Origin of the sequence: Halomonas sp. DP5N14-9, assembly GCF_019802175.1 — a bacterium.
In the GTDB taxonomy this organism is placed as follows: Bacteria; Pseudomonadota; Gammaproteobacteria; order Pseudomonadales; family Halomonadaceae; genus Halomonas; species Halomonas litopenaei.
Window position 1 is genome coordinate 195,728 of record NZ_JAHVHR010000006.1, and the last position, 26,232, is coordinate 221,959.

Annotated in this window: 22 protein-coding genes; 13 read left to right on the plus strand and 9 right to left on the minus strand. The window is 63.7% G+C overall.

Annotated elements, in window-relative coordinates; translation table 11 throughout:
• The first annotated feature begins 28 nt into the window (after window positions 1–28).
• Window positions 29–619 (plus strand): helix-turn-helix domain-containing protein, encoded by a 591-nt coding sequence (locus KUW00_RS06335; RefSeq protein WP_162816469.1) that lies wholly within the window; start codon window positions 29–31, stop codon window positions 617–619.
• 637 nt (window positions 620–1,256) lie between these two features.
• On the opposite strand, the gene KUW00_RS06340 is transcribed toward KUW00_RS06335, so the two are convergent.
• Window positions 1,257–1,892: a hypothetical protein gene (locus tag KUW00_RS06340; RefSeq protein ID WP_261392008.1), complete on the minus strand. Its 636-nt coding sequence runs from the start codon at window positions 1,890–1,892 to the stop codon at window positions 1,257–1,259.
• A gap of 291 nt (window positions 1,893–2,183) precedes the next feature.
• On the opposite strand from KUW00_RS06340, the gene KUW00_RS06345 reads away from it, so the two are divergent.
• The 3 genes from KUW00_RS06345 to KUW00_RS06355 all read left to right on the plus strand — a co-directional run bounded on the left by KUW00_RS06345 (window position 2,184) and on the right by KUW00_RS06355 (window position 8,338).
• Window positions 2,184–4,490, plus strand: coding sequence for a collagen-like triple helix repeat-containing protein (locus KUW00_RS06345; RefSeq protein ID WP_222568563.1), 2,307 nt, complete (start codon window positions 2,184–2,186; stop codon window positions 4,488–4,490).
• 153 nt (window positions 4,491–4,643) lie between these two features.
• Complete coding sequence (locus KUW00_RS06350) at window positions 4,644–6,404, plus strand: ShlB/FhaC/HecB family hemolysin secretion/activation protein (protein WP_222568564.1); 1,761 nt, start codon at window positions 4,644–4,646, stop codon at window positions 6,402–6,404.
• Window positions 6,405–6,853: 449 nt separating this feature from the next.
• A complete protein-coding gene (locus tag KUW00_RS06355) occupies window positions 6,854–8,338 on the plus strand; it encodes a YfcC family protein (RefSeq protein WP_222568565.1) in 1,485 nt (494 codons plus the stop codon).
• Between the two features lie 103 nt (window positions 8,339–8,441).
• Here the strand turns inward: KUW00_RS06355 and KUW00_RS06360 are convergent, their stop codons facing one another.
• The 3 genes from KUW00_RS06360 to KUW00_RS06370 all read right to left on the minus strand — a co-directional run bounded on the left by KUW00_RS06360 (window position 8,442) and on the right by KUW00_RS06370 (window position 10,129).
• Complete coding sequence (locus tag KUW00_RS06360) at window positions 8,442–8,777, minus strand: zinc ribbon domain-containing protein YjdM (RefSeq protein ID WP_108133227.1); 336 nt, start codon at window positions 8,775–8,777, stop codon at window positions 8,442–8,444.
• A gap of 107 nt (window positions 8,778–8,884) precedes the next feature.
• Complete coding sequence (locus KUW00_RS06365; protein ID WP_108449038.1) at window positions 8,885–9,574, minus strand: hypothetical protein; 690 nt, start codon at window positions 9,572–9,574, stop codon at window positions 8,885–8,887.
• A gap of 75 nt (window positions 9,575–9,649) precedes the next feature.
• Window positions 9,650–10,129: a YbhB/YbcL family Raf kinase inhibitor-like protein gene (locus KUW00_RS06370; protein WP_222568566.1), complete on the minus strand. Its 480-nt coding sequence runs from the start codon at window positions 10,127–10,129 to the stop codon at window positions 9,650–9,652.
• A gap of 257 nt (window positions 10,130–10,386) precedes the next feature.
• Here KUW00_RS06370 and KUW00_RS06375 point away from each other — a divergent pair, with 257 nt between their 5' ends.
• Window positions 10,387–10,848 carry a flavodoxin family protein gene (locus tag KUW00_RS06375; protein WP_222568567.1) on the plus strand — a complete coding sequence of 154 codons (462 nt, stop codon included), beginning with the start codon at window positions 10,387–10,389 and terminating at the stop codon, window positions 10,846–10,848.
• Window positions 10,849–11,315: 467 nt separating this feature from the next.
• On the plus strand, window positions 11,316–11,846 hold the full coding sequence (locus tag KUW00_RS06380; RefSeq protein WP_222568568.1) for a hypothetical protein: 531 nt from the start codon (window positions 11,316–11,318) through the stop codon (window positions 11,844–11,846).
• Window positions 11,847–11,943: 97 nt separating this feature from the next.
• Here the strand turns inward: KUW00_RS06380 and fadA are convergent, their stop codons facing one another.
• Together fadA and fadB are read right to left on the minus strand one after the other, a co-directional pair.
• Window positions 11,944–13,122: an acetyl-CoA C-acyltransferase FadA gene (gene fadA, locus KUW00_RS06385; RefSeq protein ID WP_045992964.1), complete on the minus strand. Its 1,179-nt coding sequence runs from the start codon at window positions 13,120–13,122 to the stop codon at window positions 11,944–11,946.
• Between the two features lie 23 nt (window positions 13,123–13,145).
• Window positions 13,146–15,305 (minus strand): fatty acid oxidation complex subunit alpha FadB, encoded by a 2,160-nt coding sequence (gene fadB, locus KUW00_RS06390; RefSeq protein ID WP_222568569.1) that lies wholly within the window; start codon window positions 15,303–15,305, stop codon window positions 13,146–13,148.
• A gap of 232 nt (window positions 15,306–15,537) precedes the next feature.
• Here fadB and KUW00_RS06395 point away from each other — a divergent pair, with 232 nt between their 5' ends.
• Both KUW00_RS06395 and slyA read left to right on the plus strand, forming a co-directional pair.
• Window positions 15,538–16,929 carry a DUF5924 family protein gene (locus tag KUW00_RS06395; protein WP_124804201.1) on the plus strand — a complete coding sequence of 464 codons (1,392 nt, stop codon included), beginning with the start codon at window positions 15,538–15,540 and terminating at the stop codon, window positions 16,927–16,929.
• A 148-nt stretch (window positions 16,930–17,077) separates the two neighbouring features.
• Complete coding sequence (gene slyA / locus KUW00_RS06400) at window positions 17,078–17,524, plus strand: transcriptional regulator SlyA (RefSeq protein ID WP_045992966.1); 447 nt, start codon at window positions 17,078–17,080, stop codon at window positions 17,522–17,524.
• A 145-nt stretch (window positions 17,525–17,669) separates the two neighbouring features.
• Here slyA and KUW00_RS06405 read toward each other — a convergent pair whose 3' ends face one another.
• Window positions 17,670–18,200 (minus strand): hypothetical protein, encoded by a 531-nt coding sequence (locus tag KUW00_RS06405; RefSeq protein ID WP_045992967.1) that lies wholly within the window; start codon window positions 18,198–18,200, stop codon window positions 17,670–17,672.
• A gap of 111 nt (window positions 18,201–18,311) precedes the next feature.
• Between KUW00_RS06405 and KUW00_RS06410 the strand changes: the two genes are divergently transcribed.
• Window positions 18,312–18,758 carry a universal stress protein gene (locus tag KUW00_RS06410; protein WP_045992968.1) on the plus strand — a complete coding sequence of 149 codons (447 nt, stop codon included), beginning with the start codon at window positions 18,312–18,314 and terminating at the stop codon, window positions 18,756–18,758.
• 178 nt (window positions 18,759–18,936) lie between these two features.
• Here the strand turns inward: KUW00_RS06410 and KUW00_RS06415 are convergent, their stop codons facing one another.
• Window positions 18,937–20,880 carry an ATP-binding cassette domain-containing protein gene (locus tag KUW00_RS06415; RefSeq protein ID WP_222568570.1) on the minus strand — a complete coding sequence of 648 codons (1,944 nt, stop codon included), beginning with the start codon at window positions 20,878–20,880 and terminating at the stop codon, window positions 18,937–18,939.
• 198 nt (window positions 20,881–21,078) lie between these two features.
• Here KUW00_RS06415 and KUW00_RS06420 point away from each other — a divergent pair, with 198 nt between their 5' ends.
• The 3 genes from KUW00_RS06420 (at window position 21,079) to KUW00_RS06430 (ending at window position 23,779) form a co-directional block, all read left to right on the plus strand.
• Window positions 21,079–21,948 carry a TatD family hydrolase gene (locus tag KUW00_RS06420; protein ID WP_231498675.1) on the plus strand — a complete coding sequence of 290 codons (870 nt, stop codon included), beginning with the start codon at window positions 21,079–21,081 and terminating at the stop codon, window positions 21,946–21,948.
• Window position 21,949: 1 nt separating this feature from the next.
• Window positions 21,950–22,429 carry a hypothetical protein gene (locus KUW00_RS06425; protein WP_108133207.1) on the plus strand — a complete coding sequence of 160 codons (480 nt, stop codon included), beginning with the start codon at window positions 21,950–21,952 and terminating at the stop codon, window positions 22,427–22,429.
• Between the two features lie 315 nt (window positions 22,430–22,744).
• Window positions 22,745–23,779, plus strand: a complete 1,035-nt coding sequence (locus tag KUW00_RS06430) for an MBL fold metallo-hydrolase (RefSeq protein ID WP_261392009.1) — start codon at window positions 22,745–22,747, stop codon at window positions 23,777–23,779.
• A gap of 9 nt (window positions 23,780–23,788) precedes the next feature.
• Here the strand turns inward: KUW00_RS06430 and KUW00_RS06435 are convergent, their stop codons facing one another.
• Complete coding sequence (locus KUW00_RS06435) at window positions 23,789–24,343, minus strand: elongation factor P hydroxylase (protein WP_222568571.1); 555 nt, start codon at window positions 24,341–24,343, stop codon at window positions 23,789–23,791.
• 449 nt (window positions 24,344–24,792) lie between these two features.
• On the opposite strand from KUW00_RS06435, the gene KUW00_RS06440 reads away from it, so the two are divergent.
• On the plus strand, window positions 24,793–26,232 hold the full coding sequence (locus tag KUW00_RS06440; RefSeq protein ID WP_231498674.1) for an MATE family efflux transporter: 1,440 nt from the start codon (window positions 24,793–24,795) through the stop codon (window positions 26,230–26,232).

The following is a 26,232-nucleotide window of genomic DNA, read 5'->3' on the forward strand; positions in this document are numbered from 1 at the left end:
TCTCTTTATGTGTCGACAGGAAGGTTCCATGGACGCGCTGGGTCCGCGCATCAAATCTTTGAGGTTGGCAGCCGGCTTGAACAAGGCGGCGCTGGCTCGCCAGGTCGGGGTCTCTGACGTCACCATTTCCTACTGGGAGTCCGGCACCATCAAGCAGATCGGGCATGAACGCCTGGTGGCACTGTCACAGGCCCTTAACTGCCCCCTGGCACACCTGCTGGAAGGAGAACCGAGCCGACCATCTCCCCTCTACCTGAGATCGACCCTGCCGCTGCCCTGGCAGGAAGTCGCCCACAAGGGGATCGATCTGCCACTGGAGCTGATCCCGGAGCAGCGTTGGGACGGTGACTGCCACCTGGTGACGCCAGCACCGGATGAGCACTTCGATTTTCTGGGACCGCTGGATCTGGCCGCCGTGGCTCCGACCGAGATATTCCGGCAGCCGGGACTCTATCTTGTGGCGGAGGAAGATACCCTGTACCTGCGCCGGGTCGCACAGGACAACAACGGGCAACTGACCTTTCAGCGCCAGGGCCAGACCACCACCATGCCTTATCACAGCGGCATGCGACTCAAGGCCAAGGTGGTAGCGCTATGGCGTAGCGAGTCAGCGACCTGAGGTGAGACGAAAAGCAGAGATGAAACCAAAAGCAGTCGGCCGGGCCTGACGTTTCATCTCTCGCCTACCCAGATCATCCAACCAGGCGCCCAAGCCCCGAGAGCGAGCCCGACGGGGCAGGTCGGTCACTCCGGCCTGACCGTCCCTTGCCGCCTCTGCCCTGCCCGGCAGTCTTGTCGCCACCGCTCTCTGTGCCTTGCCCTTCTTATCACTTGCGTTTCTTATCTCTTGAGCTTCTTATTCCTGGCGCCGTTTATCCCTCTTACTTATAAGTCGGCGATGGCGTCCAGGCGCGTTCGACGCATGACGTCCGCTTCCAGCCATCTTCCAGGACGCTTTTCTGGAACACTTCTCCAGAACTCTTCTCAAGAACGTTGCCCCGAGAACTCTTCCCAAGAACTTTTCCCAAGAACTTTTCTCAAGCATGTTTTCCGAGAACACTTCTCAAAGCCTTTTCAGATACATCTTCTCAAGAACTTTTCGCAAGAACTTTGCCAGGAACACTTCTCAAGAACACGTTTCCGGAACGATTTACAAAAACGATTTCCAAAAGCGAATTCCACGGGCGGTCTGTAACAACTTCCTGCTGCGTTCGCGTCTTAAGGACACTTATCAAGGGCTGCTTTCAAGGGTTGATTCACGGGCTTTGCTGCACTTCGACATCGTCCAGCGTTCGTCGCACTTCCTGCCCTACCAGAAACCGCTGGCTAGCCTTGATGATCTTGCCCAGTCCATGCTCCGACGTGGCAACCAGCGGCCCATCAAGGTGCTCGCCGCTCGGCCCGATCCGCGCCTTGACCTCGGCGGGCTGCACGTCAGCAGGCGCGGTGACCAGTTCGATACGATAGTAGCCATCGGGCAACCCGCTACCGGGACCGTAGGGCCCGGCTGCCACACTGCCCTCACGCACCTCAGTGCGTGACTGCCAACGTACATTGCTGGCCTCGCGCACCACTCGAAGCTGGACTTTAGTGCCTTCCGGCAAGTTGGTCGTGGCCGCCACATGCATTCGCCGATCCGACGCCAGCCGGATATCCAGCGACACCGTCACCGGCTCGTCCAGCGCCGCTACCGTCATCGGTTCAGGTTCAGGTTCAGGTTCAGGTTCATCAACTCGGGACGTCACCCTTTCGACAGAACCGGACGCGATGTCTCGCTCACCGCTCGGCTCCGAAGGCTGACTCACTGTTGAATCTCCATCACAGGCCGCCAGCACCCCGGCAACCATGGCTCCTGCGACCAACATTACTACAAAACGCCAAGGGCTCATCATCACCTCTCCTTGCTGCTACATGAGCCTAGCACGGTGCTAGTTCAGTGTACGCCCGAGCGCCCCGCCCTTTTCAAAACAATCTTCAGCACAATCACTTCATAACACTTTTTATTACGTCTGGTAACACTTAGACACCAATTAAAACCCATAAAAAGCTAATAAAAAGGAATTATGCATAAAGATGCATCTACGCTAAATATTCAACTACAAGAGTTTTAGAAAGCCCATACAGGCTTTATTGCCTTTCCACCAAGATAACCATTACATCCGGACTAGGTGAGGTATAAACCGATGACTTTGCAACGAAAACTACTCGTTATTGCTCTCGCCAGCGCGATGGCGACCCTGACCGCCTGCTCTGGTGATTCCAGCAACTCTCGCACCCTGGCCAGTAACAGCCAGGACCCGATTACCAGCGGTGGCGACGATGGCTCTGGTGGCGATGGCTCTGGTGGCGATGGCTCCGGTGGCGATGGCTCCGGTGGTGATGGCTCCGGTGGCGATGGCTCCGGTGGCGATGGCGGCGATGGTGATGGATCCGACGGCGGCGATGGCGGCGATGGCATTGCCCGCTCATCGCTGGAAGGTGTATTCCTGGCGACCGCCGATACCAGCGACGGTGTAGACACCACGCTTACTGACATCGGGAACGGCATCTCCCAGCAGAGCGCCGCCCCTCAATTGGCCAGCGTCACCGAACCTGCAGGTACGATCGTCTCCGAAACGGGCGATGCGGTCGGCGACATCTCGAGCGGCATACGCGATGGTGTCGGCAGCCTCAGTACCAATGACAACTATCTGGGCACCACCGCCGCAGGCGTGACCAACGGTGTCGGCGAGCTTGGACAGGCAGTTTCGGCGACAGGAGACACCGTTGCCGGCCTGGGCGAACTGCCCGTAGTGATGGAACTCGACGCCCGAACAGGCCTGGTGACCAAGCTCGGTACCACCGTCAATGGGCTCGGCGGCAAGGTGGAGCGCGCAGGCGACGCACTCAGCGTTAATTTCGAGGATTCCAGCGAGGTGCTCGGGGCCACCACTACCAAGCTTGGTGTTGCCCTTCGTCCTGTGCTGCTGGGCACCGACGGCAAGGTCACACGCGTCGGTCAAGCGCTGGTGTTGCCGGCCCAGGCCGGCAACCTGCTGCTACGCACCGGTGGCACCCTGGCCGACCTCGGTCAGCGTATCGGTGAACGCTACTCTCTGCTTGGCGGCGCCGGCGATAGCGTGACCGGCAGCGGTAATATCGTCATCGCGACCGGCGAGCTGCTCGGCGGGGGTGAAGGCGACAATGGCTCAGGCGGCGGCCTCGGCGGACTGCTCGATGGCGATACCAGCGCGCCTGAAGACGGCCGCACCGACCTGGAGCGCACCGTCGCCAGCGCAGGACAGACCGGCGCCGGTGCTGGAGACGCCGTCACCGCCCTGGGCGATGGCATTTCGCAACAAAGTCTGGGAGGACGTGGAGAGTTCGTCACCGACGGGCTGGGCAATGTCATCAGCAATGGCGGCCAAGCCGTATCCGGGCTCAGCAACGGACTCGACAATGGTCTGGGCAACTTCTCGAATAACCCCAACGCTGTGGGAACCACCTTGGCCGGCGGCGGTGTAGCGGTCTCCGAAACCGGAGAGGTGGTATCCAGCCTCGGCGCCACCGTCGGCAACCTGAACCAGCTCCCCCTGGTCATGCAGCTCGACAACCGCAGCGGCGCCATCACCCAGCTCGGCAGCAGCGTCGCGGCCCTTGGTGGCGGCGTGACCCAGGCCGGTAACGTGCTGACCCTGAACTTCAACGACGATGGCTCGCACCTTGGTGGCCTGACCCGCGAAGTGTCGGCGGTATTGCGCCCCGTTGTCATCCAGACGGATAGCGGCGTCACCCAGCTCAGCCAGGCCCTGGTGGTCGGCCCCGAGGTAGGCAACGTGCTGATCCAGGCCGGCGTAGCGGTAGATGGATTGGGTGGCCGCCTGGGCCAGGGCAATGACCTCGCCGCTGGCGTGGGTGGTGCTGTCAGTGGTGTCGGAGGCATCGCCGCCAACACCGGCAGACTGCTGGGCGGTGATGAGGCTCGACTGCTTTCACGCCTCGATGGTCAGGGACTCAGTCAACTGGAATCTGCCGGACTGCTGGGCCAAGGGGCTCTGCTCTCGGACCTCGGAGGAAGCCAGCAAGGCGGCCTCGGGGGCGGACTCGAGGCAGGGCTTGGCGACCAGCTTGGTGGTGACAGCAACCTCATCGCCGGACTCAACGATACGCTGGGCGGCGGCAGCGGCTTGACTGCCGGACTGGGCGACACCCTCGGTGGCGACAGTGGCGGCGGCCTGGTCTCTGGCGTCTCCGATACCCTGACCAGCACCCTCGGCGGTGGCGATAGCGGCGGCGGCCTGGTCTCCGGCGTCTCCGACACCCTGACCAGCACCCTCGGCGGTGGCGACAGCGGCGGTGGCCTGGTCGGCGGCACCCTGGACGCCGTCGGTGGCGTGACCGAGAAGCTTACCGGTGACATGGGAAGCAGCCAGGACGGCAGCAGTAACGACGCCGGCAGCAATGACGGCCTGGTCAGCAGCATTCTGGGAGGAGTGCTGGGCAGAAACTGATCTCGCCTGACCAAGCATGCCAAACGCAGGCCCGATACCCCCGCGGGTATCGGGCCTTTTCTTGAGGTCAAACCCAACACCAGTCCAGACGCTGTTCACAACAATATTCGAGCCGCCTTGAGGGGCCTCTACCAGGGATCGACAAGGAAGCCTATGCCAAGCACTACGCCGCAACCAGCGCCCTACACCAAGCCGCCTACCCCGCCACGTTCGCGATACAGTCCCCTTCCACTAGTGATGGCCGCCGGCAGCCTGCTGGCCGTGTCCCCCCTCCAGGCCCAGCAGACGCTGGAGACCGTCGACGACATCATCGAAAATCGCCGGCTGGCGCCACAACAGCGCAGCGTGGAAACCGAGGTTGACCTGCCCAGCGACGCAAGCGCCGGCATCCCTGCCCGCGTCACCGTGCGTCACGTGCGCTTCATCGGCGACAGCGTGCTGGATCTGGCCGAACTGAGTCAGGGACTTCAGGCCATGATCGGGCAGAGCGTGAGCCGAGAGGCCATCGAGGCCGAAGTCCAGGCGATCACCGACGCCTACCAGGACGGCGGCTATCCGCTGTCCTTCGCCTACCTGCCAACCAACAACTTTCGTGACGGCAACGTGCGCATCGTACTGGTGGAGGGTCATATCGCCCGTACCGAGATCGTGGTGGACGATGACCCCGTGGCGGGCCGGGTGGAGAAACTGGTCCAGCCATTGCTGGAAGAACGCCCTCTGACGCGCAGCACCTTTGAGCGTGTCAGCGGGCTGATCGAGCGAATTCCCGGTGCCAGCCTGACCCTGAAGGCACCGGTGCCGCGCACACCCAGCGGTGCCACTACCCTGCGTGTCGAAGAGCGTCGTATCGATCATTTTGACTATTCGGGCAACCTCAGCGGCGGCGATGAGCAGGACGCCGTCTTCATCAACCGGGTCTCGACCCAGAGCCTGACTACCTGGGGCGACAGCCTGGGCTTCTCCTGGCTGTGGCCCATCGACAACGACAACGAGCTCTACGCGTTGGACTATCGTACCGATATCGGCAACGACGGCCTGACCCTGACCGCCTCCGCCGACAGCTATGACGGTGAGGACGAGGAGAATCTGATCTACCTGCTCGACGGACAGCGCTTCGATCTGCGCCAGGATCAGGATACCGACCGCAGACGCTATCGCCTGGGGCTGTCCTACCCCTTGCTGCTGTCACGCTCCTCGAGCCTGACCCTGGGCGGCGCCTTGCGTCATCACGACGAGACCAAGACCACATCACTCAGCTTCGAGGAACAGACCCTCAACCAACTGGTCGAGGAATCCGAGTATTCGGCCGCCGATCTGGACCTGAACTATCGCACCCAGCGTGGACGTCAGTTCTGGCTGGCCTCGCTGGCCCTGCGCCAGGGCGTAGATCTGGGGGCCAACGAGCAGCAGCGCCGGCTCAACGGTACACCGCTTGCCGACAACGGAGATCTACACTTCACCCGCTGGCAGCTGGACGCCCAGTACAGACGCCTGTATGGCGATCACTGGCGCCTTACCGCCAGCGCCAACGGTTTCTACTCCGACGATGCGCTGCCGGAACCCGAGCGCGGCAACTACGGTGGCCAACGCTTCGGTCGCGGCTATGACGCCGGCCAAGCTGAGGGCGACTACGGTTTCGCCGGGGCGCTGGAACTACGCTATCTGCAGCCTGTGAATAGCGCCTGGCTTTCGCGCGTCGAGCCCTACCTGGTGCTGGATGGCGCCCGCACCGAGTTTCAGGAGCGCGACGCGGATAGCCACCTGGCTTCGGCGGCGGCCGGCGTCAGCCTGGGCAAAGGACGTCTGTACGGCCTCACCCTGGAGTACGCTGAGCCCATCGGCGATCGTGACCTCGAGACCGATAGCCGTGAGGGTCGCATCAACGCCCGCCTGACCTGGAACTTCGAAGGCTGATCTCTGGGCTATGGGTGAACTCGCCAGGGGCCGCCACATCGGGCCCCTGGCCATATCACCTGACCCAAGGCCCTCATTTACGGCAGGGCCGGCCGCTCGCTCCGTCGGCCTCCCGGCCGTCCTTTCAGCCGCCCTGTCAGCCGACCCCAGCGCCACTTCCTATTGCCCTGCACACGACAACCCTGCGCGTGTCTCGTCGTGCAGCGAGACCGCGTGTGGTGAAACATTGGGGTCGTCCCGTTTCTTGAGCCAGGCCAGCAAATTTACCTCTCATCTCGCCGCATCGTCGCCGTCCTTGCAGCGGATCAAGCATTGTGCCGACCCAAGTCCCGACAGACTGTCGAGGCCCGTAGACTCGAAGGCAGGCGGTCACACAAGGGCCGTCTGTCCCTGATCACACCGACAACAAAAGAGCCTACACCATGACCTTCTGAAACGAGGAAACCGAGATGGAAACGCAAGCGACCTCCTCCAAACGGCGCTCCGGCCTGCGCATGCCCACGGTCTATACCCTGCTCTTTGTGATCACCGCGCTGGTGGCGGTGCTGACCTGGGTCATGCCCGCCGGCAAGTACGACTACCATGTGGAAGGCAGCGATCAGGTCATTGCTGCCAGCGACGTGCTCGACTATCAGGGTGACGGCCGCCTGTTGCCGATTCCCGGCACCTACCAGGTGCTGGAAAGCTCTCCCCAGGGGCCTTTGGATGTGCTGGTGGCACCGATCCAGGGATTCCACAAGGCCGTGGACGTTGCCCTGTTCGTGCTGGTCATCGGCGGCTTCCTGGCGGTGACGATGCGCTCGGGCGCCCTGGATGCCGGGATCGGCGCGGTGGTCGAGCGCTTTGGCGGGCGCGAGCAGTACCTGATTCCCGTGCTGATGGTGCTGTTTGCCCTCGGTGGGTCCACCTACGGCATGGCCGAGGAAACGGTCGCCTTCTGGGCCATCATCCTGCCGGTGATCACCGCCGCCGGCTACGACCGCATGGTGGCCGCAGGCATCATCCTGCTCGGCTCCGGCACCGGTGTGCTGGCCTCCACCGTCAACCCCTTCGCCACCGGCATCGCTTCGGGCTTCGCCGGCCTGCCGATCGGCGCCGGTATCACCCTCCGGCTGGTGCAGTTCGTGATCCTGGTGTCGCTGGCTATCTGGTTCGTGATGCGCTACGCCGCGCGGATCAAGCGCGACCCGCAGCGCTCGGTGCTGGCGGACCTGCATCTGGCGGCCGCCCCTCAGGCCAAGGATGCCGCCTCGACCCAGGCGTTTACCCTGCGCCACAAGCTGACCATGACGGTGTTTTTCATGACCTTCGGGATCATGGTCTACGGCGTCGTGCCCTGGGAAGACATGGGCATCACGGCTTTTCCGACCCTGTGGTGGTGGTTCGATGAACTCTCCACCCTGTTCCTGAGCGCTGCCATCCTGATCGCCCTGATCAATCGACAGTCCGAATCCGACTTCATCGAGACCTTCCTCGATGGTGCCAAGGACCTGATCGGCGTGGCCCTGGTGGTGGCCGTGGCACGCGGCATCTATGTGGTGATGGACAACGGCGTGATCATCGACACCATCCTCAATTGGGCCGAAGGCGCGGTAGCCGGCCTGTCCTCGGGACTGTTCGTGGTGGTGGCCTACGTGGTCCACATCGTGCTGAGCTTCTTCATCCCATCGACTTCGGGGCTGGCCACGGTGTCCATGCCGCTGATGGCGCCACTGGCCGACTTCTCGGGCGTGGATCGCGAACTGGTGGTCACCGCCTTCCAGTCCGCCAGCGGCTGGATCAACATGTTCGCTCCCACCGCCGCCCATCTGGTCGCCGGACTGGCGCTTGCCAAGATACCCTACGAGCGCTTCGTCAAGTGGGCGCTGCCTTATATCCTGATGACCCTGGGAGTCACCACCGTGACATTGTTCGTGGGCGCCAGCCTCACCTGAGCACAGGTCGCGTCAGGGCAACCAACGCAAGTCGAGCATAAAAAAACGCCAGCGCTTTCCAAGCGCTGGCGTTTTCCCTTGCATGACGACTCAAGGGCCGCATTCAGGCCTTCTTGACGTACATCGACTTGAGCTTCATGGCACCGATGCCATCGATCTTGCAGTCGATGTCGTGGTCACCATCGACCAGGCGGATGTTCTTCACCTTGGTGCCGACCTTGACCACCGAAGAAGACCCCTTGACCTTCAGATCCTTGATCACGGTGACGCTGTCGCCGTCGCTCAGCACATTGCCGTGGGCGTCCCGTACCTGGTCACCGCTCTCATCGGGCTCGGCGTTCAACGACCATTCGTGGCCGCACTCGGGACAGACCAGGGAATGGCCATCCTCGTAGCCGTATGGGGACTCACAGGCGGGACAGGGGGGCAGGTCGCTCATGACACTCTCGCAGGTGGGAAAAGCGAAGACGGTACTCTGCCCCCCGCCGGATTGCCAGTCGTCCAATGGAAGGAGAGCCTTGTCAGGCGCTGTCTTCCTATTGCTCCCTATTCCTCCTTATCTTCCTTTTCCGCCTTTTCGCCCTCGCCTTGGGCCTGGCGCTCATGGATACGCTTGATATCGGCCTTCAGGGCCCGCCGCTGGCGGCGAGTACTGAACTGCAGAGTATCCCAGGTCTCGGGCACCAGGGTGCAGGAATCCTCGCTCTGGTGAAACACGAAACGCCGCTCGGCACCGATCGGCAGGTTCTCCGAACAGTACGTGCCGATCACCCGTACACAGACGGCCTTGAATACCAGCCCATCCCGCGACTCGTCGATGTCGGCGATGGTGGTAATACGTTCCTTCAAGGCATTGAACGAACCGATATGAACGAAGCCACCGCTGTCCAGCGGACCCTGGTGGGTACAATGACTGGCGTTGTGGCCAGCTTCCTGCTGATCTTCATCATCATCAAGATCCGCCTCGTGGTCACTGACATCCAGCGTCCAGTCACCTTCCGAGGTCTCCAGCGTCATCATGATATGTTGCAAGTAGATGGGCTCGGCGCTCATGTTGCTGATCACACACAGCGCATCCAGATTCTTTCGCTTGCCGCGATTGATGATCAGCCGGGGTCGACGCTGGCGGCGAAAGCCAAAGTACAGAAGCTGCGCGTAGATCAGCCAGATCATGAAGGAACCGACGCTGGCCAGCGTCTGCAATACGTCCTTGTGGGCAGAAATCCATTCGTACATGGGCGTCATCCTTGAACGAGAAGCCCGTTAAAAACGGGCTTCAGTACGTCATGTTCTGATGGTGGCCGAGGCGCCTCAGGCGTCGCGCTGATAGCTCCCCACCAGCCGATTCATGCCGAGCAGGTGCGGCTCGACCTCGGACAGCAGTTCATTCATGCCGAGGCCCTCCGGCAGGTTCGTCTCGGTGTCCAGCGCCAGTACCCAGAAGTAGTAGCGGTGCACGCCATGCCCTTCCGGCGGCATCGGACCATTGAAACCGAGGTTGCCGGCGTCGTTGGTTCCTCGGATGCCTTCCTCGGTGGCCTCCTCCAGCGAGGAGAGGGACGCCGGCAGGTTGTAGAGCAGCCAGTGAACAAAGCCGTAGCATCCCTTCTGGACCAGCGGCGCGTCGGGGTCGTGACAGATGACCGCCACCGACTTGGTACCCTCGGGCAGGCCGTCCCAGGCCAGCGCCGGAGACAGATCTTCTGCCTCCTGGGAGTGCCGTGCGGGGATGGCGCCGTCATTGTCGAAGGCGGTGCTGGTCACTCTTAGCGAAGAAAGCGCAAAGGGCATGGTGATATCCTCCCTGGATCGAAATGGTTCACAATCTGCAAAGGGCGTCTGCGTGATTTTCATGCAACCGCTAGGCGATATTTCACCGCGGCAGCCATGTCCAGCCTTGACGAGTCGCCCCGGGCTGTCAAACCCGCATGTCTTTGACATGATGATGATCCCCCATGGCTTCAAGGGGGCAGCCGGAAGATCGACGCACCGAACCGTCGCTCGCCGCTCTAGCCACCATCCTCGCACCAGCCTTGCCGGAGCCCCGCATGAAACGTCTGCTGATCGTCGCCCATGCACCCTCGCCCAACACCCTGGCACTAAGGAAAGCGGCCGAGCGTGGCGCCCGCCATCCGGACATCGACGGCGTGGACGTCCAGGTACTGGCGCCGCTTGATGCCGGCCCCGAGGATGTCAGGAAAGCGGACGCCATCCTGCTTGGCACCACCGAGAACCTCGGCTACATGAGCGGTGCCCTCAAGGACTTCTTCGATCGTAGCTACTACCCCGTGCTGGAACACACCCAGGGGTTGCCCTGCGTGCTGTACATCCGCGCGGGTCACGACGGCACCGGCACGCAGCGGGCGGTGGAAGGCATCGTCACCGGTCTGCGCTGGAAATGGGTCCAGGCGCCACTGGTACTACGGGGTGAATGGCAGGACGACTTCATCGGTCAGGTAGAAGAACTCGCCATGACCCTGGCGGCGGGGCTTGATGCGGGGATCGTGTAAGGCGCAAGCAGGCACTACTCATCGCCGCAAGCGGCGCCGACAAAGGCACCGTCCAGCACCATCCAGAATCGAGAAGCCCCGCTACCGAGCCGCCGTCTGGTCAGCGCCTTGGCGCTATGCTCTGCCGGAGGAGACGTTCGAATAGACCTGACGTCGCGATCGACTCGCCGTCCCCTTGCTTGCCGCAGCGAACGGAAATGTCGCCAAGACCTCACAACTATGCACCATCACATCGCCAATAGCGTATTAGCTTGGTCGCATAAAGCCTCGGCATTGCCAGGCCACGATCCCTGTAGAGACACTCTCACCAACGTACAGATGGGCCTTTGGCAAGATGCCTGATGTCGCCCGGACTGTGCGTCACTCACTCGATACTCGTCCGTTCAAGGGATGCCGTAAATCACGGCGAGGTCGGGGTCTACAGGGAAGTACAACGGCTCCGGCCTACTGAGCCACAGGAGATGCGCATGGATGCACAGCAGACGCTGGAGGACCTACCGATCGAATTCGAAGGTCCCTCCTACACCGGTGATACCGTCTTTGGCTATCTGGTCATTGCGATGTCGCTGATTGTCTTGATCATCGCCGTTCTCATCATCATTTTCGGCCCCGAGTACGTCAGCGTATCGATCGCCCGCGGCCCCACCTTCACCCAGTTCTGGCAGCTCTACCCGGGCCCCATCGCTACCGTCGCGGGGATCGTGACGCAGCTTGGCTGGATGTTGGTCAAAAAGCAGGATGAGGTATTGTCAGAGGAGGTCTTGGATCGTGTACGCCGGCTCCTCCCGGCCTCCGCCGAGATGCCCGAGGGTCATCGGTTCGTATTGACCCACCTCACCGGACATCGCTACAGGGTGGAACTCGAGGAAGTGGTCGAACCATCGGACCAGCAGAACCCGCCGGACAACGTCGGTCAGATTGTGCCACTGGGACGAGGAGGCGCCATGGTGCGCCTCTGCCACGATCAGATGATGGCCACGGCAGCATCCAGCGGTTGAATGACTTGCGCGTGTACACTGCACTCTCGCAACAACGCCGGCACTGTCAGACAGTGCCGGCGTTTTCCGCTCTGCTCCGCCCGAAGGCGGCAAGAGTTCAGTCGAGGCGTTCGAACACGGTCGCCACGCCCTGCCCCATGCCGATACACATGGTGGCGAGACCCAGGCGGGTGTCCTGGCGCCGCATCACGTTCAGCAGGCTGTTGCTGATACGGGTGCCGGAGCAGCCCAGCGGGTGACCCAGGGCGATGGCCCCGCCGTGCAGGTTGACCTTCTCGTCCATCACGTCGAGCAGCCCCAGGTCCTTGAGTACCGGCAGCGCCTGGGCGGCAAAGGCTTCGTTGAGCTCCACCGTGTCGATGTCATCGATGCTCAGTCCCGCCGCCTTGAGCGCCTTCTGGGACGCCGGTACCGGGCCATAGCCCATGATCGAGGCGTCGCAGCCGGACACTCCGGTGGACAGCACCCGGGCAATCGGCGAAAGACCAAGGGCCTGGGCGCGTTCGTAGCTCATCACCAGCATGCCACTTGCGCCCACCGACAGTGCCGAGGAGGTGCCGGCGGTGACGGTACCGCCACGCGGATCGAACACCGGCTTGAGGCCCGCCATGCTGTCCAGGCTGGCCTCGGGACGAATCACCTCGTCACGCTTGACCAGAATCCGGCGGCCGTCGGCGTCATGGCCTTCCACACCGATGATCTCGCGGTCAAAGGCGCCGCTCTGCTGGGCCTCGTAGGCACGCTGGTGGGAGCGTACGCCGAAGCTGTCCTGCTGCTCGCGGGAGATGCTGTGCAGCTTGCCCAGCAATTCGGCGGTCATGCCCATCATCATCGCTGCCTTGGCGGCGTGCTTGCTGGCGCTGGGGTTGACGTCGATGCCGTGGGTCAGCGGGATGTGCTCCATATGCTCGACGCCACCGACCAGGTAGACGTCACCCATGCCGGCCTTGATGTTGGCGGTGGCGATGTGCAGTGCGCTCATCGACGAGCCGCACAGGCGGTTGACCGTCTGGGCCGGCACGCTGCGCGGCATGGCGGTCATGATCTGGGCGTTGCGTGCGACGTTGAAGCCCTGCTCCAGGGTCTGGTTGACGCAGCCCCAGATGACGTCATCCACCTCGCCGGGATCAACAGCGGCGTTGCGCTCGAGCAGCGCATTCATCACCGCCGCCGACAGGTTCTCGGCACGCACGTGGCGGAAGCCACCGTTCTTGGCCTTGGCCATGGCGGTACGGGCACCATCGACCACCACCACATCTCTCGGGTTCAAGCTCATCTGTCTTCTCCTGTCTGGTGGGGTCACTTGGCGTCGGCGTAGAAGGTCTTGCCACTGTTGGCCATCTCACGCAGGCCATCGGTGGGCGCATAAAGCGGCCCGAGCTCCTCGGCCAGGCTGTCGGCCAGGGCGACGAATTCGGCCACGCCCATGGCATCGATATAGCGCAGTGCACCACCTCGGAAGGGAGGGAAGCCGATGCCGTAGATCAGCGCCATGTCGGCCTCGGCCGGGGTGCCGACGATGTCATCTTCGAGACAGCGCACGGTCTCCATGCACAGCGGCACCATCATCCGCGCGATGATCTCTTCGTCGGAGAACTCGCGGTTCTCGCTGACCACCTGCTTGACCAGCTCGATGGCGGCCTCGTCGCTGACCTTTCTGGGCTTGCCCTTGCGATCCTCTTCGTAGGCGTAGAAGCCCTTGGCGTTCTTCTGCCCCAGGCGATCGTTGTCGAACATCACCTGAATGGCGGTCTTGGCGTCACGCGCCATGCGGTCGGGGAAGCCCTCGGCCATCACCTCGTTGGCGTGCACCGCGGTATCCATGCCGACCACGTCGAGCAGATAGGCCGGGCCCATCGGCCAGCCGAACTTCTCCATCACCTTGTCGACGCGCTGGTAGTCGGCACCCTTCTCGACCAGCAGGCTGAAACCGCCGAAATAGGGGAACAGCACGCGATTGACCAGGAAGCCCGGGCAGTCGTTGACCACGATCGGCGTCTTGCCCATGGCCTTGGCGTAGGCCACGGTGGCGGCCACGGCAGCGTCGCTGGTCTGCTCGCCACGGATGACCTCGACCAGCGGCATGCGGTGCACCGGGTTGAAGAAGTGCATGCCGCAGAAGTTCTCGGGACGCTTCAGGTTCTCGGCCAGCCGGGTGATCGAGATGGTCGAGGTGTTGGACGCCAGGATGGTGTTATCGCCTACCTGCTGCTCGACCTCGCTGAGCACCGCACCCTTGACCTTGGGGTTCTCGACCACCGCCTCGACCACCAGGTCGACATTGTCGAAATCACCGTAGGACAGCGTCGGACGAATGTTGGCGAGCTTCTCGGCCACGCCTTCGACGGACAGCTTGCCGCGGGAGGCCTGCTTGCCGAACAGCTTGCGCGCCTCCTTGAGGCCCAGCTCGATGGCGTCTTCCTTGATATCCTTCATCAGGATCGGGGTGCCCTTGGAGGCGCTCTGGTAGGCGATTCCGCCGCCCATGATGCCGGCACCGAGCACCGCCGCCTGGCGCACCGGTTGCGCCTTGCTGGCGTACTTGCCGCCCTTCTTCTTGACCACCTGGTCGTTGAGGAACAGCCCGACCAGGTTGTAGCAGACGTCGGTCTTGGCCATCTTGCAGAAGGCCTTGGCTTCGATCGCCTGGGCCCGCGCACGACCTTCACCGGCGCCCTTCTGGATCACCTTGATCGCTTCCACCGGCGCCGGATAGTGCGGCCCGGCCTTGCCGGCGACATATCCCTTGGAGGTCTCGAACACCATCATCTGCTCGACCGGATTGAGGTTCAGCGCGCTGTTCTTTTCCTCGCGCCGGGCCTTGAAGTCGAGTTCGCCGGCGTTGGCTCGCGCCAGCATGTCGAGCGCCGCTGCCTCGAGGTCATCGGCGGGCACCACCGCATCCACGGCGCCGACCTTGAGGCAGGCGTCGGCACGGTTCTCGGTGCCGCCGGCGATCCACTCGATAGCGTTGTCGGCGCCGATCACCCTGGGCAGACGTACGCAGCCGCCCCAGCCGGGGACGATACCGAGCTTGGTCTCGGGCAGGCCGATCTTGGCGTCAGGCGTCATCACGCGGAGGTCGGTGGACAGCACCACCTCACAGCCGCCACCGAGGGCCAGGCCGTTGATCGCGCTGACCGTCGGGAAGGGCAGGTCCTCGAGGCCATTGAAGATACCGTGGACCTGCTCGAGCATGCCCTGGATCTCCGCCTCGTCCTTGCCGAACATGGCGTGAAACTCGGTGATGTCGGCACCGACGATAAAGGCGTCCTTGGCACTTTTCAGCATCAGGCCCTTGACGCCGCTCTCGCCGCGTACCGCGTCCAGCGCTTCGCCCAGCTCCTTGATCACCGCGCCAGAGAGCTTGTTGACCGATTCATCCTTCAAGTCGAAGGTCAGAGTGGCGATATCGTCGCCATTGCGAGCCACCGAAATGGCATTGCCTTGATAGATCATCCACGCATCTCCACTGAAGTCATGCCGTGTCATCCGGAAAGGGCCCGACAATCGATGGGCCAGGCGACATTCATACGCCCGTTTGATTTCGCCAGCTTGGTGCAAAGATTCACTTCCGTCAACCCCTACCAATACCTTAGAGGGCTTGCGAGGCGTTGAAGCATGCAGCGGCGCTTCACCAGCGTTTAAGCATACTGATAGCATGCCCCTCCCAGCCGCCGCGGACCACGCCATGCCCTCCTCGCCCCCTCAGCGCACCACCCTCAACGCGACGCAGCGATTCATCGAGACCTGGGTAGCGCGTCTGCGGCCCTGGCACTGGCTGTGGCCACCGCTGGCCTTCGCTGCCGGTGTCGCCAGCTTCTTTCTGGTCGAGCGCCAGCAGTGGCTCGGCGTGCTGCTGGCCGGGGGCATGCTGCTGGCCTGGACCCTGCTGCTGTCGGAAAGTCTGATCGGACGCCTGATGGTGAGGCGCGGCTATCCTGCCCTGCCCCGTGGCGTCACCACCTTCATCGCCCAGATGATCCACCAGGAGACGCTGTTCTTCGCCCTGCCCTTTCTGGTCGCCACCACGGTGTGGAGCAGCGGTCAGGCGCTGTTCACCCTGTTCATGCTTGGCATGGCGGTGCTGTCCATCGTTGATCCGCTCTACTACCGACTGGCAGAACGCAAGCGCTGGCTCTACTTCGTGTTCCACGCCCAGTGCGTGTTCCTGGTGGTGCTGGTGACCCTGCCGCTGGTCCTGCACCTGAGTACCGGTCAGAGCATGCTGGCGGCCGCCGTGGCCATGGTGGTATTCAGCCTGCCGAGTCTGTTGCATCTGCTGCGCCCCATGAGTCCCGCCCGCTGGCTGGCGATGTTCGCGCTGCTGCCGCTATTGGCCGGGGTCGCCTGGCTGGGCCGGGTGTGGGTGCCGCCGGCGACCCTGTGGTTGTCCGGCAGCGCCCTGTCGCCGGCCTTCGACGAGGCCGCACGCACGCCGCAGGGCTCCATGGCGCTGACACCGGAGGCGCTGTCGTCCCGAGGGCTCTATGCCTACACCGCAATCCATGCGCCACGCGGCTTGAAGGAAGAGGTGGTACACGAGTGGCGCCACGAGGGAGAACTCGTCGACCGCATCGCGCTGAATATCTACGGCGGACGCGCCGAGGGCTATCGCGCCTGGACCCGCAAGCAGAACTTCCCCGAGGCCAGCAGCGGCAGCTGGCGCATCGATGTGATGACCGCCGGCGGCCAACGTATCGGCGTACTGCGCTTCGAGGTTGCCGAAGACCCTGGGGCGGCGACCACCGCCGACGCCAGCATCGATACCCAGGCGGGCATTCCCGGCCTCAGGCTACGCTGGTTGACCGCCCGCCCCGAGGGACAGCAGGAGACACCGGACATGGCATCCGACAAGGCACGCCAGCAAGAGCCGCCGAATCACGAGGAGCCAGCCCCTGCTGAAGAGGATGCGGGTGAGCCGAAAGATGACACGGGACAAAGCGGCGAGACGAGGGAGAGCGATTCGGCAGGCGAGCAGCCGGCTGAACAGAAAGGTGATCGCGAGGGCAAGGAGGAGCAAGCGTCGCAAGCAGACGATGAAGGGGAACACGACAACGGTGAGACAGGGCGTGAGTCGTGAGTCGCGAACAAGCGACAGCCAGGGAGCGGCTGTACCCCCGAAGAGTGAAGAATAGGCGCAGTTTCGAAGCAAAGGAGGGAGTTGGCTTGCATTACCGCCGCTGCGTTCGGACAATCAAATCATTTGCAGCCTTGCGATCTTGATCACTATGAACGAGAACATCGGATTTCAACTGTCTCGGGCACCACGCATCTGGCGTGCGGTGCTCGATCAGCGCCTCGCACCGTTGGGACTGACCCAGACGCGGTGGGTGACGCTCTATCACCTGTGGCGCATGCCGGACGGGCAGCCCCAGTGCGACCTGGCGCGGGCCATCGGCGTCGAGGCGCCGTCGCTGGTCAGGACGCTGGATCAGCTTTGCGAGCAGGGCCTGGTCGAGCGCTGTCCGTGTGACCAGGATCGCCGCACCAAACGCGTGCACCTGACCAAGCAGGCGACGCCTCTGCTCGAGAAGATCGATGCCATCGTGCAACAGGCCAGGGAAGAGATGCTCAAGGGGCTGGACGAGCAGGAACAGGAAAGACTCAGCGACATGCTCAGCCGCATCGAGGCCAACGGTCAGGCCTTGCTGACGCCGGATGATTGCCAGCGCTGACACCTGAGCTCGACGAGCCCAGCAAGAGCCTCGCCGAGATCGCCTTCAAAGCCCGCCCTGACACCTGGGCCGGATACCCAGCCTGACGCAGCCCTGTTCGATCCTGGGTGGTCGATCGCCATCGTCCATTGTCGAGCCGCCAATATCAGGGCGGCGAGTTGGGGAGATTGGCGGCGGGACGATCCGGACGTCCCTGCAGGGCGTCGCGTAGCGCCGTCGCAGGCGCCGCCAGGCTGCCGAAGGCGTCGGCCTCCAGCGACTCTTCCCACCACAGCGTCAAGGCCTTGTCGCTGGATTCGACCACGCAGGCGTCCTCGGGCAACTGGGTAAGCAGTCGCGACAGTCGCGCATTGATCACCGATGGCAACGGCTCCAGCGGCTGAATCCGCCAGCGCCAACCATTGTCGTAGTCGAACGACTTGAGCGCCTCGCTGGCACGTTCTGTGCGTACCAGCACAAAACGTGGGCCAGGCCGCTGGCTCGGATAGACCCAGCGATAGGCCGCCATCTTGTCGGTCTCGCCGTGCAGCGGCGGCGTCTCCAGCTTGACGCTGGCCCCCGCCTCGATCGCCACCTGGCGCAGCGACCCCTGACGACGCTCTCGGGCGGTGGGGCGCAGCCACATGGCCGGGGCAAAGACCATTCCTACCACCCCCAGGATCAGCAGCCACAACATACGGTTTCCTCAGAAAAATCGTTGATCATCAGCATTGTTTTGACGGGACTGGCGGCCTAGAGTGGAAGCACAGACCTTTTCTCAACCGACCGCCGCTGGAGGCGTAGTCCCGTGAGCAATGAATATCGTCATGTGCTGGTGGCCGTGGACCTCACCAAGGACTCCCACAAGATCCTCGAACGCGCGCTGCAGATCGCCGATCGCAACCACGCGAAGCTGTCGATCATGCATACGCTGGAGCCCCTCGGCTTTGCCTACGGGGGCGACATCCCCATGGACCTGACCAGCATCCAGGACCAGTTGGACGACCATGCCAAGCAGCGCCTGGCCGAGATCGCCGATGCCCACGTGGCGCGCGACGACCAGCACGTGGTCGTCGGCATGCCCGATACCGAGATCCATCGCTTCGCCGATGAGCACGACGTCGACCTGATTGTGGTCGGCTCCCACGGCCGTCATGGCTTCGCCCTGCTGCTCGGCTCCACCTCCACCGGCGTGCTCCATGGTGCTCAGTGCGACGTACTAGCCGTGCGCGTCGGCAAGGAAAGCGAAGAGTAACCCCAGCGGTTGACCGGATCGCACCTCGCGGCAACCGCATCGCGCCCACTGCCCCGTTCATTCCCGGGAGCTTGCCCTCGCCCGTCCACCCAAGCGGTGGACGGGCGAGGCTCCTTTCGCAGGGCGCCTATCGAGCGACTCCTCGGTGCCCCGCCGACGGGCCAGAGCGCGTCCGTGTCTACTCGCCGGCGGCCATGGCCTCGAGTTCCATCCAGCGCTCCATGACCGCGTCGAGGCGTTCCTGAGTCTCCTGCAGCAACGCCAGCCGCTCGGTGACCACACCGGATGGCTGCTGGTAGAAGTCGGGCTTGCCCGCCTCCGCCTCGAGCTCGGCCACCTCAGACTCCAGCCGCTCGATCTCCGCCGGAAGGCCATCGAGCTCCCGCTGCAGCTTGTAGGATAGCTTGACCGGCTTGGCCTTGGCTGGCGCTGCGGCCGTGTCCGCCGTATCCGTCTTGCTGGATGCCGGCGCCGGTGCCGCGTCATCCGCGGTCGGCTCCACCCGCTGGCGCGCCGCCCCCTCCCAGGGCGCCGGCGGCAACTTGCCGCCCTGGCGGACCCAGTCGCTGTAGCCACCGACGTACTCGCGTACCTGCCCCCTGCCTTCGAAGGCCAGCACGCTGGTCACCACGTTGTCCATGAAGGCGCGGTCGTGTGATACCAGCAACAGGGTGCCGTCGAAGTTGAGCAACAATTCCTCGAGCAGCTCCAGGGTCTCGACGTCCAGGTCATTGGTCGGCTCATCGAGCACCAGCACGTTGGCCGGCTGGGTGAACAGCTTGGCCAGCAGCAGGCGGTTGGACTCGCCCCCGGACAGTGCCTTGACCGGCTGACGCGCACGCTCCGGCGAGAACAGAAAGTCCTGCAGGTAGCTCATCACGTGGCGGTCCTTGCCACCCACCGTGACCCGATCACTGCCCTGGGCCACGTTGTCGTAGACGGTGCGCTCAGGCTCGAGCCCGGCCCGGAGCTGGTCGAAGTAGGCGACCTGAAGCTTGGTCCCCAGCCGCACCGTGCCTTCGCTCGGCTCGAGTTCGCCCAGCAGGATCTTCAACAGGGTGGTCTTGCCGGCGCCATTGCGCCCGATCAGACCGATACGATCCCCACGCTGAATCTCGATATTCAGGTCACGGATGACCGTCGCGTCCTCGAAGTGCTGGGTGACGTGAGACAGCTCCACCACCCGCTTGCCGCTGCGTTCGCCGGTATCTACCGTCAGCGAAGCATTGCCCTGGCGCTCGCGCCGCTGGCTGCGTTCGCGGCGCAACTGCTCGAGCGCCCTCACCCGTCCTTCGTTGCGCGTACGTCGGGCCTTGATCCCCTGACGAATCCAGGCTTCTTCCTGGGCCAGTTTCTTGTCGAACTCGGCGTTCTCCCGGGCCTCGACCTCGAGCTCGTGCTGCTTCTGGGTCTGGTAGGTGGCGTAGTCACCGGGATAGCGCCCGAGCTTGCCACGATCCAGCTCGAGGATGCCGGTGGCCAGACGCGACAGAAAGGCGCGGTCGTGGGTGATGAACAGCACCGCTCCGGCAAAGGCGGCAAGCTGTTCCTCGAGCCAGGCGATGGTATCCAGGTCCAGGTGGTTGGTCGGCTCATCGAGCAGCAGCAGATCAGGTTCGGCGACCAGCGCCCGAGCCAGCGCCACCCGCCGGCGCCAGCCGCCCGACAGCGAGGACATCTCGGCGTCTTCGGGCAGCCCCAGGCGGGTCAGCACCACATCGATCCGCTGGTGGAACGACCAGCCGTCGATGGCCTCCAGCCGCGTCTGCAGCGTGGCCATGCGGTTCATGTCCGGTTCCTCGGACTGCACCAGATGGTGATACTCGGACAGCAGATCGCCGGCCTCGGGCAGGCCCTGGGCCACCACATCAAAGATGGTCTCGCCGCTGGCCTCCGGGAGGTCCTGCTCGAGCACACCGATCTTGAGGCCTGGGGCGCGCCAGATGGTGCCGCTGTCGGCCTGATTCTCGCCCGCCACCAGTCTCAGCAGCGTGGACTTGCCGGTGCCATTGCGGCCCACCAGCGCCAGCCGCTCTCCCCGCTCGAGCACCAGGTCGGCACCGTCGAGCAACACATGGTGGCCATAGGCCAGTTGCAACTGCTCCAGTCGTAGCAGGGTCACGCTTCACCTCTTCGCTTGATCATCGCGACAGTGTACCTCATGCCCCCCTCCTGCTGGCATGACCGATCCCACCTGAGAGTCAAAATCAGAGACCGCGATCAGCGACATGGCCACCTCGAGCACCGCACCACGTGGTTGTGCCGCCGACACACAGGTACAATGCGCCTCCATCGATATAGCCGCCCCAAGGAGACCGCGTTGTCCGTCCCAGACAAGCCTGCCCCAGACGAGACGCTGCCGAACCCGCTGCCGGAGCCGCTGCGCTTTCACTCGCCTGCCCCTCTGGTCGACATCGGCGCCAACCTGACCCACGAGAGCTTTACCCACGATATCGATGCCACCCTCGCCCGTGCCCGCGCGGCCGGCGTCGAGACGCTGATTCTCACCGGTACCGATCGTGAACATGCCGAACAGGCGGTGGCCCTGTGCCAGGCCCACGAAGGCCTTTACGCCACCGCCGGCATTCACCCGCACCAGGCCAGCGAATGGGGTCCGGAGCTCGAAGCCGCCATGGCCGAGCTACACCAAAAGCCCCAAGTGGTCGCGGTGGGAGAATGTGGCCTCGACTTCAATCGCAACTTCTCGACCCCGGCCGAACAGGAACGCGCCTTCGAGGCGCAACTCGCCCTGGCTGCCGAGTCAGGGCTGCCATTGTTCCTGCACGAGCGCGACGCTGGTGCCCGAATGCGTGACATCCTCGGCGCCTGGCGAGATGATATTTCACGGGCGGTGATTCATTGCTTCACCGCGGATCGCGAGACGCTCCACGGCTACCTGGATCTTGACCTGCACATCGGCCTGACCGGCTGGATCTGCGACGAGCGCAGGGGCCATCATCTACGTGATCTGGTGGGCGATATCGCCGCCAATCGACTGATGGTGGAGACCGACTGTCCCTACCTGTTGCCGCGTAATCTGCCGGCCAAGCTCAAGGGCCGCCGCCACGAGCCGGCGCTGCTGCCCTGGATCGTGCGAGAGATCGCCCACTGGCGCGGCGAAAGCGAAGCTGAGCTTGCCGCCAGCAGCACCGCGACGGCCCGCGCCTTCTTCGATATCAAGGAGTCCTGACATGGGCGACATGCCTGCCTTTATCGCCGTGGAGACCGGCGGCGATGGCGATCTGCCCCTGGCCATCGCCTGGAGCCTCGACGATGGCCGCATCAAGCACACCCTGATCCAGCCCGACGAGGACTGGCTCGATGCCGAGACGGTGTCCCTCGGCGACTACAGCCGCGAGGAACTGGCCAGCATCGGCGTGAGTCCGCTGGACGTGATCCGTGAACTGGAAACCGATCACTTCAATGCCACCCTGCTGACCGCCGGCGTATTCGACGACGAGGCGGCCATCTCTCGGCTGTTCGACACCTACGGTCTCGACCCCTTCGTCGAGCTGGCCCCGGCAGAATCCCTCTACCCCGACCTGGATCCTGGAGAGTGGGCGCGCGCCCGCAACGAGCTATTCGCCGAACTGGGCCTCGAGCCCATGCGTCCGGAGCAGGAGGTAGAGGTAATGTTGCATCTGCACAAGCGACTCAGCGACAGCGACTGAGTCCGCAAACGAAACGCGACCGCTGACGGTGCGACTCGGACCGTCAGCCCTACCAGCAGTCCTCCCGTCAGCCCTCCCATAGCTCCATCCCCTGTTACCAGGGCTTCAGGCGTTCTCGCGAACTATCGCTTGGTCACGAAGCAGTACCGCCCCTCCCGGCGCGAAGCAAAGCAGCGGCTGGCGTCACCCCGGCGTGGTGGTCGCGGTATACCTTGGTCGACTGGTCTCCTCCCTCCTCTCGGGCCAGGCTTGTTCTTCCCAACAAATCGAACTTAAGTGCGCTATACGAACAACAAGCTTCGAGAGAGTGAGCCCATGCCCATTGCCACGAACATTGCCACGAACATTGCCACGAACATTGCCACGACCATTACGACGACCATTGCCACGTCTTTTGCCCAGCCCCGGCGTCTTGCCGGCCCCCGACCTGCCCCCCGCGCCATCGCCACCTTCCTGGCCCTGGCCAGCGCAGCCCTTTTCAGCGCAACCCTGTCCACCGCCGCCCAGGCCGACACCAGTATCGTGATGCTGGGCACCGGCACCCCGGTACCCGACGGGGAGCGGGCCGGTTCGGGGGTCGCGGTCATCCATGATGGCGAGGCCTATCTCTTCGATGTTGGCCCCGGTGTCGTCGAGCGCGCCAGCCAGGCCCAGGAGCGAATGGGCATCGAAGCGCTCGCCCCGGTGAACATCGAGCGGCTGTTTCTGACCCACCTCCACAGCGACCATGTACTGGATTACCCGGAACTGCTCGGCACCTACTGGTGGCGCCGCGAACAGCCCATCTCGGTGGTCGGCCCGGTGGGTACCGAGGCCATGAGCCAAGGGGTCTACACCATGCTGGCCGAGGACACCAATACGCGCCTGGCCGACAAGAGCCCTGTCACCAATCCAGCGGCGGCCAGGGCCCTGGTGACCGAAATCGAGAAGGAGGGGCTGGTCCACGAGTCACCCGGCATCAGCATCCACGCCTTCGGGGTAACTCATGGAGACTGGGAGCAGGCCTACGGCTACAAGGTCGTCACCGATGACCTGACCCTGGTGATCTCTGGCGACACGTCGCTTTCCGAGGAAGTGCGTCGCCAGGCAAGCGGCGCAGACGTACTGATCCACGAGGTGATCAGCCGTCAGGGGTGGGAACAACTGTCACCGCAGTGGCAGGCCTACCATCAATACGCCCACACGCTGAGCGATGAACTGGCAGAGTTGGCCCGGGAAGCGCGTCCTGGCACCCTGGTGCTGACCCATGTTCTGCACTACTCGGCCCCGCGGGAGAGCGTGCTTGACGAGGTTCGAGCCGACTATGATGGCAGGGTGCTGCTACCCGATGATCTTGACGTCATCGAGTGACCGACACCATCAGGCAATGGCAGGCTCGAGCTGGTCTCGTCCGAGCTCGATCGCCTCGCTCAACGCCAGCCCTTGCCGATAGAAGCCGCGCAGCGCCGCTTCGAACGCTGCCGCACGGCGCGGCAGTCCTTCGTCACGGTAACGGCGGGCACGCTCTGCTACCCGTCGGGCGAAGCCTTCGCGATCGACCTCCACCTCGCCGAGGTTGTCGACGCTGACGTGAAAGGTCAGCCCGGCCGCCTCGCTGAAGATGCGCTCCAGCGCCTGGGGCGCCACCTCGACCTTCTCGAAGGCCTGCTGCTGCATCTCGCTGCGACCGTCAGGCTCGTACCAGTAGCCGTAGTCTTCCAGCAGTCGCCGGCGCGGCCCGGCGATACACCAGTGACTGACCTCGTGCAGAACGCTGGCAAAAAAGCCCCGTGCGAAGATCACCCGATGCCAGGGCACCTGTTCGTCGGCGGGCAGATACAGTGGCTCATCACCGCCACGCACCAGACGGGTATTGCAGGGGCCCAGAAACAGCCCATCGAACAGTTCGATCACGTCTTCCAGGCGGTGCTCCACAAGGGCTCCTTCACGTCGGGCGTTTGTCTAAAGCGGCGGCGGGTTGTTGACCAACGCCACTACCGAGCGATGTTGGCGAGGGCGCTTGCCAAGGGCGCCTGCCGACAACGATGGCCGAACCCGCCTGGCGAGAACAGTGGCCGATGCCGATTGGCGCGAGCCGGCAAGGATACCAAGGCTTGGCGCACAGCCAAACTCTCGAAGCATTCGATTCTGGCGACATCGCTGGTTTGATAGACCAGACACCGATGACGGCGCTCGGCCTTCGCGCTCTGGCACCAGGGCCTGCGGCGCCAAGATGGTGCATCGCTGGTACACTCTCACGGTACCCCGTGTCCCGAGTCGGCGCTTGCCCGGCGATCACCTCTTGGCCGTCTGTCCCGACAGCGGCCCGCTGACTCAAGGCACCAGGGCAAGAAGCCCGTATTCTCTGCATGGAGCCCACCAACGTGCGTCCTTTCCCCACCGGCCTCGGCGCCACCAGCCGCCGCGAGAGCTGGCCCTTGATCCGTCTGGCATTGCCCATCTGTGGCGCCCAATTGGCCCAGGCCGGCATGAGCGTCGTCGATATCATGATGACTGGCCGCCAGAGCGCCACCGACCTCGCCGCGGTCTCCGTCGGTGCAAGTCTGTGGATGCCCTTGATGCTGTTCATGACCGGTACCCTGATGGGGCTGACGCCGATCGTCGCCCAGCTGCTGGGGGGCGGGCGCCAGGCGGGCATTCGCCCCAACGTGCACCAGGCGCTGTGGGTGGGCCTGGTACTGGGGCTGGTCTCGGCGCTGCTGCTGCGCCTGGCGGTGGCGCCGGTATTCGCCTGGATGGAGGTCCCCCCCGAGGTAGCCGAACGCGCTCGTGACTATGTTGGCGCAGTGGCTTTCGGAATGCCCGGCGTCGCCATCTTTCTGGCGCTGCGAGCCTTCTCCGACGGGGTCAATCATACCCGACCGGCGCTGTGGATCAGCCTGATCGGGCTTGCCGTGAATATTCCCAGCAACTATGTGCTGATCTACGGTGGCGACGGTTTTACTCGCCTGCTGGGCGACGCCACCCCCGGCTGGTTGGCCGACCTGCCGGCACTGGGCGCCTATGGCTGCGGCATCGCCACCGCCATCGCCATGTGGGTGATGACCCTGGCGATGGTCCGTTACACCCAGAAGAGCCGCGCCTATGGCAGTATCGAGCTGTGGCACTCGCCCACCCGTCCGAACCCGCGGATGATCGCCGAACTGCTCTACGTAGGCGTTCCCATCGGTGTGGCGATCTTTGTCGAGGTCACCCTGTTCACCCTGATCGCGCTGTTTATCGCAAGCCTCGGCGAGATCGTGGTGGCCGCTCACCAGGTGGCGCTCAACTACACCTCGGTACTGTTCATGCTGCCGCTGTCACTGGGTATGGCCTTGACGGTGCGGGTCGGCAACACCCTCGGCGGTGGTGACCCTCGGCTGGCGCGACTGGTAGCCTGGAACGGCATCCTGATCGCGCTACTGGTGGCGCTGTTCAACAGCCTGCTGCTGTGGCTGACGGCGGAGACCATCGTCGGACTCTACACCCATAACGTCGAGGTCCAGGCACTGACCCTGTCGCTGGTGGGGCTGGCGATGCTCTATCAGGTATCGGATTCCCTGCAGGTGGCCCTCGCCGGCGCCCTACGCGGCTACAAGGATACCCGGGTGATCATGTTCATCACCCTGCTGGCGTACTGGCTGGTCGGCCTCGGCGGCGGCCACCTGCTGGGACGCTACGGGGTTGGCGACTGGATCGAGCCGATGGGGGTACACGGCTACTGGATCGGGCTGATCGCGGGGCTGACCGTCGCCGCGCTGCTGCTCGGTGAGCGCTTCCGGCGCAAGGCCCGAAGCGTTGCCAGGCGTGCGGAGGACGGCTGA

Coding starts and splice junctions, on each gene's coding strand:
- KUW00_RS06335 (WP_162816469.1), top strand. CDS start 29: ATGGACGCGCTGGGTCCGCGCATCAAATCTTTGAGGTTGGCAGCCGGC.
- KUW00_RS06340 (WP_261392008.1), bottom strand. CDS start 1,892: ATGATGAGCCCTTGGCGTTTTGTAGTAATGTTGGTCGCAGGAGCCATG.
- KUW00_RS06345 (WP_222568563.1), top strand. CDS start 2,184: ATGACTTTGCAACGAAAACTACTCGTTATTGCTCTCGCCAGCGCGATG.
- KUW00_RS06350 (WP_222568564.1), top strand. CDS start 4,644: ATGCCAAGCACTACGCCGCAACCAGCGCCCTACACCAAGCCGCCTACC.
- KUW00_RS06355 (WP_222568565.1), top strand. CDS start 6,854: ATGGAAACGCAAGCGACCTCCTCCAAACGGCGCTCCGGCCTGCGCATG.
- KUW00_RS06360 (WP_108133227.1), bottom strand. CDS start 8,777: ATGAGCGACCTGCCCCCCTGTCCCGCCTGTGAGTCCCCATACGGCTAC.
- KUW00_RS06365 (WP_108449038.1), bottom strand. CDS start 9,574: ATGTACGAATGGATTTCTGCCCACAAGGACGTATTGCAGACGCTGGCC.
- KUW00_RS06370 (WP_222568566.1), bottom strand. CDS start 10,129: ATGCCCTTTGCGCTTTCTTCGCTAAGAGTGACCAGCACCGCCTTCGAC.
- KUW00_RS06375 (WP_222568567.1), top strand. CDS start 10,387: ATGAAACGTCTGCTGATCGTCGCCCATGCACCCTCGCCCAACACCCTG.
- KUW00_RS06380 (WP_222568568.1), top strand. CDS start 11,316: ATGGATGCACAGCAGACGCTGGAGGACCTACCGATCGAATTCGAAGGT.
- fadA (WP_045992964.1), bottom strand. CDS start 13,122: ATGAGCTTGAACCCGAGAGATGTGGTGGTGGTCGATGGTGCCCGTACC.
- fadB (WP_222568569.1), bottom strand. CDS start 15,305: ATGATCTATCAAGGCAATGCCATTTCGGTGGCTCGCAATGGCGACGAT.
- KUW00_RS06395 (WP_124804201.1), top strand. CDS start 15,538: ATGCCCTCCTCGCCCCCTCAGCGCACCACCCTCAACGCGACGCAGCGA.
- slyA (WP_045992966.1), top strand. CDS start 17,078: ATGAACGAGAACATCGGATTTCAACTGTCTCGGGCACCACGCATCTGG.
- KUW00_RS06405 (WP_045992967.1), bottom strand. CDS start 18,200: ATGTTGTGGCTGCTGATCCTGGGGGTGGTAGGAATGGTCTTTGCCCCG.
- KUW00_RS06425 (WP_108133207.1), top strand. CDS start 21,950: ATGGGCGACATGCCTGCCTTTATCGCCGTGGAGACCGGCGGCGATGGC.
- KUW00_RS06430 (WP_261392009.1), top strand. CDS start 22,745: ATGCCCATTGCCACGAACATTGCCACGAACATTGCCACGAACATTGCC.